This window comes from Ruegeria sp. CDSB029, assembly GCF_059611125.1.
The window spans coordinates 16,054-30,338 of record NZ_JBXWOX010000032.1 but is presented as its reverse complement, the minus strand read 5'-3'; the positions used below and the strand labels follow the sequence as shown (position 1 = coordinate 30,338).

Here is a 14,285-nt window from a genome sequence, read left to right as displayed (position 1 = left end):
TAATCACAACAACCAGTTGAGCCAGACCCTCTCTTAGATCAGGCGGCCATCTGTCCCAAAATCCCTGACGACGGACAGGTCGAGACAATCGAGGCACTGATGGAAGATCGCGATACGGCACCCGTCGAGGATCATCTCAAACCGTTACTGGCATACATTGAAAAGCTTACTGTCTCGCCATTACGAATGACGGAAGCCGACGCAAATGCAGTCTACGCGGCAGGCTGGTCGGAGAGTGCGTTGTTCGATGCTATTCAGGTCTGTGGTGTTTTTAATCTCGTGAACCGCTTCATAGAAGGAACAGGTGTCCAAAGTCCTGGCAACGATCCAAGGCAAGCGGATGAGGCCACATTAATCCGATACCGCAGTGACACCTTCTACACCGATTTTGGACGGGAGAATGGCCTCGACATTCCTTGAATTGATGTTGTTTTAACTTTCGAACAGTGACGAAAAACTGGACCAACAAGAAATCAGAAGCGTCCTTCGCTCTCGGGGTTGTCCCATTCGTTGGATCAAGTCGGCGCCGTCAGTAATATTGGTGGATCTATGTTCAAGCCTCGATGATCCGTCCGGCTTTTCGTAGATAACCCATTTTCTGATAAGGTTTGGAGACTTGTGAGCTTTGTAAGGGGGGAGAGTTGCTTAAGTTTGACGCTGAGACAACGAGATTACTTGAAATTGCCTATCAGGGAGCTGAGTTGACACGGCGAAGACAGGCTTCATTTGATGCGCTGTGCCCTGCTCCCGGTGAAACTATTTTGGACATTGGTTGTGGCAACGGTCTGTTAACGGCAGAGTTGGCTCGCACAGTTGGTTCGGATGGTTATGTCATCGGGGTCGACCCAAGCGAGGACATGACAGCAGCCGCAAAAGAACGATGCAGCGACTACGCAAACGTGGAGTTTAGTGCAGGTTCCGCAAATCACTTGCCCATTGAGGATGAACGTGCTGACAAGGCCGTCTCGGTACAGGTCTTTGAGTACATCGAAGACGTAGACGGTGCATTGGCTGACACGCTGCGGTGCGTCAAACCCGGTGGGCGCCTTGTCATCAGCGATCTACACTTTGGCAGCTTGATTTGGTTCAGCGACGAGCCCGACAGAATGCAAAAGATGCTGACATCCTGGAACCAGCACTTTGTGAGTGGTTCCGTCCCGGAAAGACTGCCCGCACTGATAAAGGCTCGCGGCAACCATGTGGAAGATATCTTGTCGTTCACAATGACAGATCACCAGCTAAAACCTGATGGCCTCGCAATCATGATGATGCACCTCATGAAGCAATACGCTGTCGCAAATGACCATGTTGATCCCGCTGTTGCGCAATCGTGGTTTGACGAACAGCTTAGCCTTGCAAAAGTTGGGCGCTTCTTTTTTTCGATGACCCAATTTATCGTCGTGGCGCGTAAAAGGGGTTGATAGACCGAAATGACTTGGCCTCGGTTCTTCCGCTGGCTCGCTGAAAGGTACAGTTCAAGAGCCCCCCTCAGGTATCGTTGTCGTCGTGATTGGTGCTGCAATCTTTTGTCCGAACTTAATTGTCGCCGTTGAAGCCCCAATGAAGGGCCAGACGCGCAGCCATTGATCAGGCGTTCGAACGACCGCAGCGATAGACGCAATGCACAGAAGGTCTCGTGTTGGTGCTAACTCTATGGCTACAACACAGGTACGTGGCTGTCACTTCCAGCTTGCAGCTGCCTTTGGTGTGATCCAATCGCCATATCCGGCCGATTGTCACCAAATGTCGTCAGAACCTTCCCGGATACAGATTCATCATGCTCTGCACGTCCAGTTCACTCGAAAACGCGTCCGGATTACTCCAGATCACCTCGTTAATATAGTCGCGTTCCGAGTGAAGATCGTTGGCTGTAGGCCGTGATTCCCGGTTTTCGGGGAAGCCTCTCTTTGTCCAACCGAACAGTCCACCAAATACGGTCCAGATGCTGGGTGACATTGTATGGGAAGCCATCTCGTGGTCCTTTCCGACTTACTTGCGCTGTCGCAACAAGAGTAGCTGTTCACCCGTTTTTCTGGTATCCAGCACAAAATTGTGCTGTTCTACAAAAATGAAGAACGGGTTCCGAAATTGGTCGGATATTCGCGTGTTCCTCTCTGTCTTCAGAGAAGGATCGACGCTTGCGGCCTCCAAAAAGCTACAGGTCTCCCAACCAACGGTTGCCCGGCGCATTGATGTTCTCGAAAAAGAAACAGGCTTGACGCTGTTTGAGCGCGGTACGCACGGGTTCAAACCGACCCGAGAAGCCCTTCGCCTCGTTCCCCTCGCCGAAGCAATCGAGGCTTCAGTCCTCGAATTTACCGACTGCGCGAAAGAATTGACGTCGACACAACCCATCCGTATCACCGCTTATTCGGCAAACTTCTCAGCACGCATGATCGAAATCGTAAACGCGTTTTCCGCCGACAATCAGGATGTCGCATTCGAGTTTTTGTCCAGTGTTCGGGCGCTGGACCTGATGGCCGGGGAGGCAGACATTGCGTTGCGCCTTGCGAGAACCGATCCTGATCCTGACCTGATCTGCCGGAAGATTAGCACGGCACGCTGGTCTTTGTTCGGCAGCAAAAACTACGCGGACAAATTTGGCCTGCCGGGGTCAACAAATGATCTGGCCGGGCATCAGTTTGTTACCTTTCAGCGGGACGATGTACCGAATGTTTTCCACGAATGGTTGACCAATCACGTGGCACCGGAACAGATCGTCATGTCTTTCACTGAACTGGAGCTAATGCATGCGGCGATCAGATCAGGGCAAGGTCTTGGGATCAGCAATGTCAAGCTGGTTGAAGCAGACATGTCTTTTCTCCGATGCTTCGACGAAATCCCCGAACTTGCGGTGCCGCACCTAATGCTCATTTCACCGGAAGCCTATCGTCGGCCAGAGGTTAGAGGCTTCGTTAAGTTCTTCGCACCTCGATACGCTGCAATCTACAAGTAGTGATCGAGTAAAAAAGAACTGATGCTATACTTTGTGAAACGCAGACAAGCTCTTTTGCATTTAAACGAGTTCAGCGGACAAAGAGAGCGCCGGTTTAAACCATTCCTCTCCGCACAGGGGTTTCAGGACGTTTCAATCGGAAGGCTTTGATCGGCGCTCCACTCAGCCCAGGAACCATCATAGAGGCGCGACTTGTCGAACCCCATGTGGCGAAGCGCAAGGAGACCGCAAGAGGCGGCAATACCGCGACCGCAATACGCGATAACCTCGTCGTCGGTTTGAATTCCCTTGTCCTGATAGTGCTGAAGGAGGCGGAGGCGATCCGCCAACCTGAATGAGCCTCGTTCCTTTAGTTTTGCTGCCCGCTCAGCAATAGGTGTGTGTGCCAAATCCGGATCGATGTTCGATATCGCCGGTATGTTAACTGCACCGGGGATATGTCCCGAGCGACCTCCCCATGTGTGAACACCGTCGCCTCGGAAGAGGTCGTTTGGCAGAAAGTCCACAACTCTGACCTCAGGCTTACCTATCGCGTCCAGAACGTCAGTTTTGCTGGCAATCCAATAGCTCTGCACCTTGGGAGCGAAGTCGCCAGGCTCAACGGATGGATCACCAGCTTCAACCGGTCGACCTTCCAGTTTCCATTGCTGCAAACCGCCATCCAAAACCTGCACATTTTCATGGCCATAGTACGAAAGCGCCCACCAAAGACGTGCAGAAGCCAAGGGCAGCCCAGAGTCATCGTAAACCACGACATGACTGTCATTGGATACACCCAACTCGCGCATCTTTTTCCCGAAATCCTCAGGTCCGAGCATCATATCGGGAATGTTCTGAGTGCTGTCCGCAAGCTCCGTCGACATACCAACATACACGGCGCCAGGAATGTGCTCAGCTTGGAACTCGCTCCTGTCGTCGTAGGCCACACCCTTGCCGTTTTCCTCCCTAAACTTCCAGCGAACATCAATGATGCGCAGTTTCGGGTCGGTCAGGTTATCTGCCAACCAAGTCGTATCAATGAGTGGGCGAGTATGTGTTGCCATCCCTACGTTCTCCTCTAACCGGACGTCGGTCGAGCCGTATGGAATAATCCTCAAAATTGGCTTCGGAGTCCAATTTTGGAAGATCGGGATCTGGCGGAGCCACTATGGTCGGAATTGGATTTCGATGAACGTATTGCCTATCGGAAGCAATTTAAGCTGAAATTACGGCACCTTGTTAAGTCGATTTCCTTTGACTCACTCATAGTTAAGCATGCTCATATAGCTGACTACTGGAAAGGCTTGGAACGGATAATGGAAGGTTTGGATGCTCGAAGATCGGTACGGAAGCCCGCTAACGACAACATCACAAACTGCACGTGACGCCTATGTTGAAGGCATCGACCGTTTTCTGGGTGCTTTTGATGATGTCGAAGAAGCTTACCGTTCTGCAATGCAGGCAGATGATAGTTTTGCCATGCCCCATGTTGGCCTTGCGCGCTATCTTGTTACCGTCGGCCGCGGACAAGATGCAAAGCGAGAATTAGCCGCCGCAAAGGAACTTTCGCAAGGCGTCAGCCTGCGCGAAGCCGCCCAGATCGACATTATCAGCGATCTCATTGAGGGGCGTGCACCGCAGGCCTACAGGCGCATCCGAGATCACGTCACAGACCATCCGCGAGATATTTTGCTGGCCCAGACATGTACCAGCGTATTTGGCCTAATAGGGTTTTCAGGTCAGGCAGGACGCGAGGCAGAGCAGCTTGCCTACACAACCATGTTGAAGCCACACTATGGCGACGACTGGTGGTTTCTCTGCCAGCATGCCTTTGCCCAGATGGAGGCCGGACAGATCGGCCTGGCCGCTGAAAACATCGAGCGCGCGCTTGAGTTGAAGCCAGACAGCGCGCACAGTGCACATGTCAGGGCCCATCTCTACTATGAGAACGGGGAGACGGACGCTGGCTACGCTTATCTGCGCGATTTCTGGCAAGACTATCCCACCACTGCTTACCTGCACTGTCACCTCAGTTGGCACGTGGCTCTCTGGGCGCTTGAAAGCGGCGATGTGACTGGAATGTGGAAGATATTCGATGAATGTGTTTCCCCCGACCGCCCTCCTGCACCGCCACTGAATGTATTGACGGATAGTGTGGCCATTGTTCACCGAGCCTTTTTAGCCGGCGAGTCTGTGCCTCAGGAGTGCTGGCAGCAACTCAGTGACTATGCTGTTCAGTTCTTTCCTTCACCTGGCCTCGCTTTCGCGGATGTTCACGCCGCTCTTGCGCATGCCATGGCTGGACAAAGAGAGCGTCTGGAATCGACCATAGAGCGCGCAAAGGGACCCGCAGGCCCCACCGTTGCCTCTGTCGCAGGCGCATTCCGCGCGCTGGCGGATGGAAATGCTGATGAAGCGATTGAGAAATTCGTAGGTGTCATGTCTGAGCACGAACGCCTAGGCGGTAGCCGGGCGCAACGCGACTTAATTGAGTTTTCATTGGCGCATGCGCTAGCAATTTCGGGACAATCGAATGAAGCTCGACGCATTCTCAACATGCATCGACCGCATACCTCCCATGACCATGCGGTAGCAGGTTTGGCGGGGTAGGATGCCTATGTTCTTTGATGTCCGCTATGAGCGCTTGTCCGCTTTAGGTTCGATGTTGATCAACCGAAGTGTCTGCTTCTCGAGTTCTAGAAAGCTCGCTGGTGAAGGCCCGTTTCGGGCTGATACTGTTGAAAAGCTCCACTTTCGCCAAAAACCGCCGAAAAAGTAGTTCGTAGAAAGCCAACCGGATAATTGGGAAAGGGGGTTGGCCAAAACACTGGTCTGCCGATGAGAGAGTAGTTCATGGCCAGCTCTGGGCATGCGGTATCGACTGTTTTGATACAAGTGATTTTGGCGGATAAGTGAGGAAGCAGAATAATCAAGTTTTTCAACACTATCCGGACAAAGCAATCATTTGCATTAGCCAATTACTCAGACAATTCGCGACGCAAACCAATTATCCCGTGACATTAGATAACTTGCCCACGCAGGATTTTGAAATCCAAGCCGGACGTCGTTCGCCACTTGGGTTCTAATGTCCTCGACTTGCGCCAGTACGTCTGGCAGCGCTTCTGTAATTCTCTTAACCGCCACTTTGAGGCTCAAAAGATCTTCCGCCGCCAACTGGCCAATTCTTATCGAAACTTGGCGCAGCGTCTCATCGAAACCGTCGCCTTGCAAATTGGACGCTCGCCACAGATCGAAATCTAGCACTTCCTGCATCCGGGCTTTGCCAAATGTATCTTGCAGCGTATGCCGTTCCGCAGGGACAAAACCCAGCCGACGTTGAACTGCGTCGCTCGCTGGGTTCAATTTTGGCCATACACGCGTGTAGATCGCATCGGCGTCAGAGGTTTCGAAAACGTGTCCACAAAGTATTCGGGATGAATCGCTTGATACTCCTTTCCCCCAATAGGAACGAGCGACTGCAACAAAAGTCGCCACTGTATTATGGGGCAATCCCGGCGCAACAAATACGCCACGAATTCCTACAAATTGGTTATCGCTGGCTTCGTCCCGGACGGTCCACAGACCAATGTGTGTGGCATTGTTGGCGCTCCGCACTCCATCGACGGCAAGAGTGTCGATCCAAGCATCGGTCGCCGCCAGTGCACCTTTACGCGAAGAGGCGTTGTGAACGAGAGTTTTGACGACCTCTGCGTCCTCAAATATGTATTCTGCCACATCTGATCGATCCGATACCATACTCGGCTGCAATCGGTATCCAGAACGATTGAGATTAGCTTCCAACTTGCCGCCCTTTCGCTGCGCAAGCATCTTGCAAGAAATCGGGTCGGGTCAAGGATCGTTATCGAAAACCATTGCCTCTCGAATGGACCGCTTCGGGCTCAGACCGGCCATGTGACGGCTTCAGTAGTTCATCGGGTCGGTTCAGATGGCATCAATGTCGGCCTAGCGGGACTGAAGCTGACATCGAAATTACTCAAACTAACGGTCTCTCACCAGTGAACAGCCTGGTCCGATATAGATCACCGATTTCCATATCTCTTCCGTCACTTTGCAGTTGTCGGTTTCTCTTCCTTGTTCATCTGTTCGGCTAAGTTTTCCTGACGCGGGTCTCTTCGGAAAGATCGGCTTTTCAATGTCAAAAAAATTACTCCAAACTGCGTTCATCATCGCTAACACCTCCAGCGAACTACGTGCCCTTGAAGGCTGCACGACATTATTCGTTTTGCGTGAGTGGCAGAACGGCTAAAAAGGGGGTAAATTCACCACTTTGGGAATTTTACCAATGCCATTTTCGGTTCAGATCGTTGCCTCCCCAGAAACCAGCGCTTCCAGCGTGTTTGGCCTGTATGACACTTTGGTGGCCGCAGGGCGGGACTGGGAACATTTGGTGAGCGGCGAGGAGCCTACCCCGGTATTTGACGTCAGCCTTGTTGGCCCTGACGCCGAGGGATTTCGTTGCGGAAGTGGCGTGTGGATCGCGCCAGACCAGACATTTAAGAACGCAGACCACGCTGATATTATTGTCGTACCTGGACTGACACTTTCACCGCACGACCGGCTCGACCCCGAACAACATCCTTGTTTAGCGTGGCTTGCTAAGCGCGACTTGGCCAAGACGCGTATCGTGTCAGCCTGTACCGGGGCGGTCTATCTGGCGGAAATAGGTATCTTGGATGGGATTGAAGCGACCACACATTGGGCTTGGGAAGGCCTTTTTCGAAGGTTTTACCCAAATGTGCGGCTTCGCATCGACCGCGGCCTTTGCTTTGCTGATGCGTCCCGCGGACCCGTAACGTCGGGTGGGACAACCGGGTGGCAGGAACTCGCTACGTTCCTGATCGCGCATTACGGCGGCACGCAAAGGGCGGTACGGGCAGCAAAAGTCTGGCTTATGGCCAACCGCGGAGAACTTCAGTCACCATTCAGTTCAATGATCACTACGGCACCTCATGCTGACGCCATTATCTCACGGGCTCAGTTATGGATTTCCGACAATTACGCCATCGATAACCCAGTCGCAGAAATGGTTAAACGTTCCGGGTTGCCGCCAACTACGTTTGCACGACGCTTTCGCAAAGCAACGAGTAAGTCACCGCAAGATTACGTTTTGGCGCTGCGAATTGAAGAGGCTCGGCAGTTGCTTGAAACCACCGACGGCTCCGTCGCGGAGGTTGGAGAAACAGTCGGCTATACCGATACGCCGTCGTTTAGGAGGTTGTTCAAGCGAAAGACTGGACTAACCCCTGTCGAACATCGCAAAATGTTCGGTCAATCTCGGTTTTCTAGCTACTCCTGATGGACGATGTTTAAGATTGGCAATCCTATTGATCGCATAGGGCTCGGTGCCGCCTTTCACGGCCTTACACATAAGTGACTGGAGGCAGCCTATTCCGTTGAAAAACTCTTCCTTGATAGACGCGCAAGTCGCTGATTCATTCCCGTACTGAACGGGAGAATGAGCGATGATGGGGCCATGGCAGCAAGCACGAGGGTCACTGTTCTACGAGTTCTCGATTGAGGACTATGTCCCACAAGACCATATACTTCGGGGTATAGACCGGTTCGTCGCACTGTCTGATATCCGACAGCAGCTTGCGCCATTCTACAGTTCGACAGGTCGACCATCAGTTGATCCGGAATTGATGATCCGGATGCTGCTGCTCGGTTACGTAATGGGCATCAGATCCGAGCGTTGGCTCTGCGACGAGGTGCATCTCAACTTCGCTTACCGTTGGTTCTGCCACGTCGATCTTACCGACCCGGTGTCCGATCATTCGACCTTCTCGAAGAACCGGCACGGACGGTTCCGCGATAGCAATCTGCTCGGACACCTGTTCGAGATGATTGTGGCGCGCTGTATCGTGGAAGGGCTGGCAAGCGGCCAGCGCTTCGCGGCAGATGCCGGTCTGATTCAAGCTGACGCCTATCGGCAAAACTCTTCACCGCAGCAGGATTGGTCGCCTGAGAATATCGTCCCTGAAGATGCACCCCGTGCCGTCAGGGAATACTTGGATACGTTGGATGCCGCCGCCTTTGGTGCAGCAAGGCCGGAGAAGCCGAAGTTCACCTCGCATTCCGATCCCGCGTCGCAATAGACCGGTGCGCGAGGTGGACCCGCCTGTTTTGCCTATTCAGCCAACTATCTGATCGGCACCGACAACGGTGTGATCCTGGATGTCGAAGCAACCCGGTCGATCAGGCGGGCCGAGGTCGGCACTGTCCGAACCATGGTTGGTCGGGTGCGCGCACGCCATGTATTCAAGCCGGAACGGTTGATCGCAGACACGGCCTACGGCACTGGACCCATGCTGAGTTGGCTCGCCGATCACGGCATCGCTCCATATATCCCGGTTATCGACAAATCTGGCCTCAACGATGGAACCTTCGAGCGCGCCGACTTCACCTTTGACACTGAGAGCGACACCTACATCTGTCCCGGTGGAAAGGAACTCAAGCAATACCGCCGGGTCCTCACAAAGCCGGGGGAGCCCAGACCAGACAAGGACGGCATACTTCGCTACCGCGCCCGTAAATTCGACTGTGAGATCTGCCCTCTGATGAGCCGATGCTGCCCGAAGGAGCCGCAGCGCAAGGTAAGATGGTCGATCCACGAACCATCCCGCAACGTGGCTCGTGCTATCGCCCAAGCGTGCATACCGGATTGAGTTTAGGCGTTTCTTGGAATGACGAACCTTTCTGACGTAAACTTCACCAATGGAACGTCGACTTGCCGCGATCTTGGCCGCTGATGTGGTTGGTTATTCACGCTTGATGGGCGCGAATGAGATCGGCGTTTTGAACGCTCTCAAAGCACTTCGTTCGGAGCTGTTCGATCCACAGGTTGAGAAACATCATGGTCGCATCGTCAAACTAATGGGTGACGGAACGCTCGTGGAGTTTGCTTCGGTCGTTGATGCAGTGAACTGCGCGGCTGAAATCCAAGCGAAACTGGCGAAGAGAAACGACAACCTGTCTCCTGAAGAGCAGCTTGAATTGAGGATCGGCATAAATCTTGGCGACGTGATGATCGATGGCGATGACCTTTATGGTGACGGTGTAAATGTCGCGGCACGGATTGAGGAGTTGGCGGAGCCTGGTAGCGTTTGCGTGTCTGAAGTTGTTGCAACTCAGGCAGCCGGCAAAGCTAACGTTGGTTTCGAATACTTGGGCGAAACCCGCCTGAAGAACATTTCTGAGCCGGTGCGAATTTATCATGTAAATCCTCAGAGCCGAGCAATCAGCCGCCGCAGCTGGGTTAGGAGCCGTGGCGTTCAGGCGGCAATAGGCGGAGCGCTTCTGATCACTGCGGCATTTGTGGTTTGGCAAGGCATGCATCGCTGGGGTGCCAATGAAGCCGTTCCTTTTGACGAGGCTACGGCTCTGACCCGGCCTACAGGTCCTACGATAGCGGTTTTGGCGTTCGAGAACCTAAGTGGAAACCCGTCGAAAGATTACTTGTCCGATGGCATCAGCGAGGATGTGATTATCGAACTCGGACGCTATCGCGACCTCAACGTCTTATCGCGGCACACCACTTTCTCCTACCGCGGGCAACATCAGGATGTGCGCGGTATCGGTGAAGCCTTGGGTGCCGATTTGGTGCTTGAAGGTACGGTACGACAAGCGGGTGATCGTCTGCGAGTTACGGCACGCCTGATCGACACCCAGAGCAGAGCGCAGGTCTGGTCCGAGGCGTTCGATGAGAACCTTACGACCGCCAATCTCTTTGATGTGCAATCTCGGATCACCGAGCGCGTTGCAGTTGCGATTGGTGACACGCGCGGCGCCATCAGGCGAACAGACGAAAGGCGGGCACGGGCAAAACCGCCGGAACGATTGTCGTCGTATGAATGCACCATGTTTTATGACGATTTGTACGATAGACCGGATGTGCAGAAGCGGGTCCATGGTTGCATTGAAAGGGTAATCACGGAAGAGCCGGATTATTGGCGCGCCTGGGCGCAGCTGGCCGAGGCATTGCGTGTAGATCTAAGCTTTTTTGGGGATCGCTATGCTGGCACATATGAGGAAAAACTCAACCGAGCTTTGGCTGCCGCCAACGAAGCCAAGGCACTCAACCCAAACTCGGCCCGTGTCCGACTTATCTTGGGTATTCTTCTGCTCATGAATGGGGATCGCGACGGCTTTTTCACCGAGGCGGAGGACGCGCTCGCTATTGGAGGCGACCGCAGCGTGGAGGCGGAGTTCGGCTACTGGCTGGTCTGGACCGGGCGTTTCGATCTGGGCGCGGCGCTTGTACGGCGGGCTATCGACCTCGACCCAGGGTCGACCATCAAGGATTGGCATCAAGCGCTCTCGGAGTACCACTTTCACAAGGGTGAATACGAACTTGCGCTTGCCGAAGCGCGCAAGGGCGTGCTGCTGGATTATTGGTGGTCGATGATCCCCGAAGTCACGGTTCTCGCCAGGCTTGGACGCGCTGACGAACTTGAGCGCGCCCGAAACCGGCTTGAAGCCACGCGCCCCGGCGTGAAAATCGCCGACATTGTTTGGGTGTATCGCCGTTACCAGCGTCCGGACGCTCTTATAGCGCCCTACGTTGATGCCTTCCGGAAGGCAGGATTGCCGGAGGGCACTTATCGAGCATTGGATTTGAACGACCGAGGCTAAATCGTTGTCGGTCCCGGAAGCAGATTGCGCGCTCTAGATTGACTATACTTTGGTCTGATAAAATGGACCTACAACGGCGTTATTCCGGTGGCCGCTTGGTCCCGCAACTTGGAAACTGAAAGGCCAGTTTTAAATGACCGATTCGGGCTGCGAGCGGCCAATCATGCTTACCGCAGAGAACGGCAGCACCGAGCCGATTTTGTTGAAAAACACGCGCTTGATTGTTTGGCATGGCGCTGATTCAATTCTCCCGACGAGGGGGAGGATTGGTGATAATGGGAGCGCGACAAGAGGCGCAGGCGGCATTGTTTCAAGAGTTCTCGCTGGAGGATCACGTCCTGCAAGATCATTCGTGAACCGATTAGTATTCTTTACTCGAACAATACCGGCAGTCGGCCCAAGCAGGCTATTTCTGCCATTGCCAAAAGGCACCGCGTCAATCCTCCGGGATATTTTTCCGACCCTTAGAAAAAAATGGTATCCTTTCTGAGAACGCGCAATTGCCGACAGGGGTATTATGGAATGGCACATGAAAAACAATTAGAAGATCTGAAGGCAGGTTGGGCAGCGCTTGCGGCGGGGGAAATGGACAAGCTGGTCAGTTTCTATGCTGAGGAAATGATTTTCGTTTTGCCCGGCCAGGACGATATATTGGCGGGTCGGACTGCTTTTAGGTCAGCTCTTGATGGTATTGTTCAGGCGCTGCCTCCGGGCTTCAACATAACTGATCTGCGCTATTGCCCGGGTGACAATGAGATCATGAACATTGTGGAGTTTAGGTCTGACAAACTGCCGAATGGCTCGCAATGCGCGGTGTTATTCAAGTTCAATTCTGATGACCTGATCATTGAAGAACGCTGGTTTGTCGATACCGAACAGTGGAAAGCTGCATTCTGACCAAACGGTTAAATTACGGACGCGTTTTTTATCCGTAGTGCGGTGTGGTTTAGGCTCTGCTCCAGAGTTGGCCAGCCTAGCGGAACACAAATTTGAATTCCAAGTTCAATGAGCTGAAGCGCCTTTTCAGGATGCTTTGCTTGTAGCTCCATTTCAGCAACAATACCCATTGCTTCCGAGTGGAGCCCATCCATTTCCAAATTGGCTGCGTTGACCTGAATTTCTTGCAGGATTTGTCGCGCTTCCGACAAGTGCTTTGTTGTGGCCATGTATTTCAGAAGCTCCAATCTTGAAATACAGGCACCGCGGAAGTTCCCACGCTCCTCAAAGTAGCTTATGCCCGTCTCAAGCCATTTGATCCCTTCATCAGTTCGCCCTGTCTGGATCAACGCGGAGCCATACGCGGCGTCCCCGGCATACGCAAAGTAGAATGCGCCAATCTGTTCGCTGCGCCACGGTGCCTTGGCAAGACGCTCAAGGCCCTGTTCAGGTTCAAATAAAGCCACGTGCGTCATTCCTAAAGCAAGTTCGGACATAAGCCGGTCAAAACCGCTCGCAGCACTTTCCATCCCGGTGCGCGCAAATTGGAACGCTGCAATCGTGTTCCCAGCCATCGCATGGCTGACTGCAAGGAGACAGGCACCCCAGCACTCAGCTGGTGGATAGCTGTCGTGATCGCCCATCTCAAACAATGATTGAGCCATTTCTACGGCGACACCTACTTTGCCGATCTGTATCGCGTGGCACCATCGTCCATAATAAGCCAGCGTTTTTAGATAGCGATCTCCAAGTTGTTCGCCTTTCGCTTGCACTACGTCCGCCTGAGACTCCAACTTGGAGTACCACTCGCCTTCTGCAACGATACAGTCCAACCACAGGGTCAGCCCAAGCGAATAACCGACGCAACTTTCATCTCCAAGTTGGCGGCCAATGTGCAGAGCAGAATCAAACGATTTTGCCGCGTCTTTGAAACGTCCGGCATGTAGATAACCTTCACCAATCCACGTTAGTGATCGCGAAACTTCTTCAATTTCACCAAGAGTTTGTATGCGCGGCAAGTGGCTTTTTGCCAGCTTGGTCATCGCGGCAAAATCTCCATTCCAGCAAAGAACCTGCGTCTGATTCACAACAGTCCGAGCCAGGAGTAATGTCGCCTCATCCCCGGTTTGATCCATCGTCAAGTTCAGGCATTTTCCAAACCACATTTCGGCATCGCGCAATGCAAAAAGGTCAAGCGCCTTGCAACCTGCCAAATAGGCGAAACGAGCGGTGGATTTGTACTCGCCGGCAGCTTCGAAATGATGCGCCAGCGTCTCCGCCACCTCGGCCAGGTTGTCGGCGTACATACCTTCTATTCTCTGTGCCGCCTCCAGATGAAGCATACGTCGGTCATCAGAAAGCAAGCTTTCATATATCACCTGTTGAACGAGTGCGTGGTGGAAGCGCACCTTGTGTGCGTTCTGTGGCGAGGGCTCCAGAATACCCAGCCCACCAATTGCATCGAATTCTGTTTGCAAATTGTCTCCAAGTAACGAGATTTCCGCTTCGCGGCCAAAAACGGACGCCATTTCTGCGACGCGGCGCGCACCGGGAGAAAGCGCATCGACCCTGTGCATCAAGAGACCTGCAAGGGTATCGGGAATAGAAGCCCCGGTTTCAGTTTCCAAACTCTCGTAAGCGCCCAAAACGTGACGTGCAAGTTCCTCTAGGAAAAGAGGATTACCTCCAGCGCGCGCAACAAGATCGCTAAAATCACGAGTTTCTGCTTCTGAGGCCACGCATTCGCGAAGCAGCAGAGCTG

General features: G+C 53.3%; 9 protein-coding genes and 1 pseudogene. 8 read left to right on the top strand and 2 right to left on the bottom strand.

Annotation, left to right across the window (positions count from 1 at the left end; all coding sequences use genetic code 11):
- Positions 1 to 99 precede the first annotated feature (99 nt).
- The 3 genes from AC2FI8_RS23040 (at position 100) to AC2FI8_RS23030 (ending at position 2,956) form a co-directional block, all read left to right on the top strand.
- Complete coding sequence (locus AC2FI8_RS23040; RefSeq protein ID WP_496781096.1) at positions 100 to 420, top strand: carboxymuconolactone decarboxylase family protein; 321 nt, start codon at positions 100 to 102, stop codon at positions 418 to 420.
- Between the two features lie 221 nt (positions 421 to 641).
- Positions 642 to 1,421 (top strand): methyltransferase domain-containing protein, encoded by a 780-nt coding sequence (locus AC2FI8_RS23035; RefSeq protein WP_496781095.1) that lies wholly within the window; start codon positions 642 to 644, stop codon positions 1,419 to 1,421.
- A 521-nt stretch (positions 1,422 to 1,942) separates the two neighbouring features.
- Positions 1,943 to 2,956 (top strand): LysR family transcriptional regulator, encoded by a 1,014-nt coding sequence (locus AC2FI8_RS23030; RefSeq protein WP_496781094.1) that lies wholly within the window; start codon positions 1,943 to 1,945, stop codon positions 2,954 to 2,956.
- 122 nt (positions 2,957 to 3,078) lie between these two features.
- On the opposite strand, the gene AC2FI8_RS23025 is transcribed toward AC2FI8_RS23030, so the two are convergent.
- Entirely contained in the window at positions 3,079 to 3,999 is a 921-nt protein-coding gene (locus AC2FI8_RS23025; RefSeq protein WP_496781093.1) for a sulfurtransferase, read from the bottom strand.
- Between the two features lie 265 nt (positions 4,000 to 4,264).
- Between AC2FI8_RS23025 and AC2FI8_RS23020 the strand changes: the two genes are divergently transcribed.
- Positions 4,265 to 5,545, top strand: a complete 1,281-nt coding sequence (locus tag AC2FI8_RS23020) for a tetratricopeptide repeat protein (RefSeq protein WP_496781092.1) — start codon at positions 4,265 to 4,267, stop codon at positions 5,543 to 5,545.
- A 372-nt stretch (positions 5,546 to 5,917) separates the two neighbouring features.
- Here the strand turns inward: AC2FI8_RS23020 and AC2FI8_RS23015 are convergent, their stop codons facing one another.
- Complete coding sequence (locus tag AC2FI8_RS23015; RefSeq protein WP_496781091.1) at positions 5,918 to 6,736, bottom strand: GNAT family N-acetyltransferase; 819 nt, start codon at positions 6,734 to 6,736, stop codon at positions 5,918 to 5,920.
- 502 nt (positions 6,737 to 7,238) lie between these two features.
- On the opposite strand from AC2FI8_RS23015, the gene AC2FI8_RS23010 reads away from it, so the two are divergent.
- The 4 genes and pseudogenes from AC2FI8_RS23010 (at position 7,239) to AC2FI8_RS22995 (ending at position 12,484) form a co-directional block, all read left to right on the top strand.
- Positions 7,239 to 8,252: a GlxA family transcriptional regulator gene (locus tag AC2FI8_RS23010; protein WP_496781090.1), complete on the top strand. Its 1,014-nt coding sequence runs from the start codon at positions 7,239 to 7,241 to the stop codon at positions 8,250 to 8,252.
- 166 nt (positions 8,253 to 8,418) lie between these two features.
- Positions 8,419 to 9,603, top strand: a pseudogene (locus tag AC2FI8_RS23005) (transposase); the annotation flags it as partial.
- Between the two features lie 67 nt (positions 9,604 to 9,670).
- On the top strand, positions 9,671 to 11,587 hold the full coding sequence (locus AC2FI8_RS23000) for an adenylate/guanylate cyclase domain-containing protein (protein WP_496781089.1): 1,917 nt from the start codon (positions 9,671 to 9,673) through the stop codon (positions 11,585 to 11,587).
- 522 nt (positions 11,588 to 12,109) lie between these two features.
- Entirely contained in the window at positions 12,110 to 12,484 is a 375-nt protein-coding gene (locus AC2FI8_RS22995; protein ID WP_496781088.1) for a nuclear transport factor 2 family protein, read from the top strand.
- The last annotated feature ends 1,801 nt before the right edge of the window (positions 12,485 to 14,285 follow it).

What these genes read in the sequence shown, in the direction of transcription:
- AC2FI8_RS23025 (WP_496781093.1), bottom strand. Translation starts at nt 3,999, where the DNA reads ATGGCAACACATACTCGCCCACTCATTGATACGACTTGGTTGGCAGAT.
- AC2FI8_RS23030 (WP_496781094.1), top strand. Translation starts at nt 1,943, where the DNA reads ATGCTGGGTGACATTGTATGGGAAGCCATCTCGTGGTCCTTTCCGACT.
- AC2FI8_RS23000 (WP_496781089.1), top strand. Translation starts at nt 9,671, where the DNA reads ATGGAACGTCGACTTGCCGCGATCTTGGCCGCTGATGTGGTTGGTTAT.
- AC2FI8_RS22995 (WP_496781088.1), top strand. Translation starts at nt 12,110, where the DNA reads ATGGCACATGAAAAACAATTAGAAGATCTGAAGGCAGGTTGGGCAGCG.
- AC2FI8_RS23010 (WP_496781090.1), top strand. Translation starts at nt 7,239, where the DNA reads ATGCCATTTTCGGTTCAGATCGTTGCCTCCCCAGAAACCAGCGCTTCC.
- AC2FI8_RS23040 (WP_496781096.1), top strand. Translation starts at nt 100, where the DNA reads ATGGAAGATCGCGATACGGCACCCGTCGAGGATCATCTCAAACCGTTA.
- AC2FI8_RS23020 (WP_496781092.1), top strand. Translation starts at nt 4,265, where the DNA reads ATGCTCGAAGATCGGTACGGAAGCCCGCTAACGACAACATCACAAACT.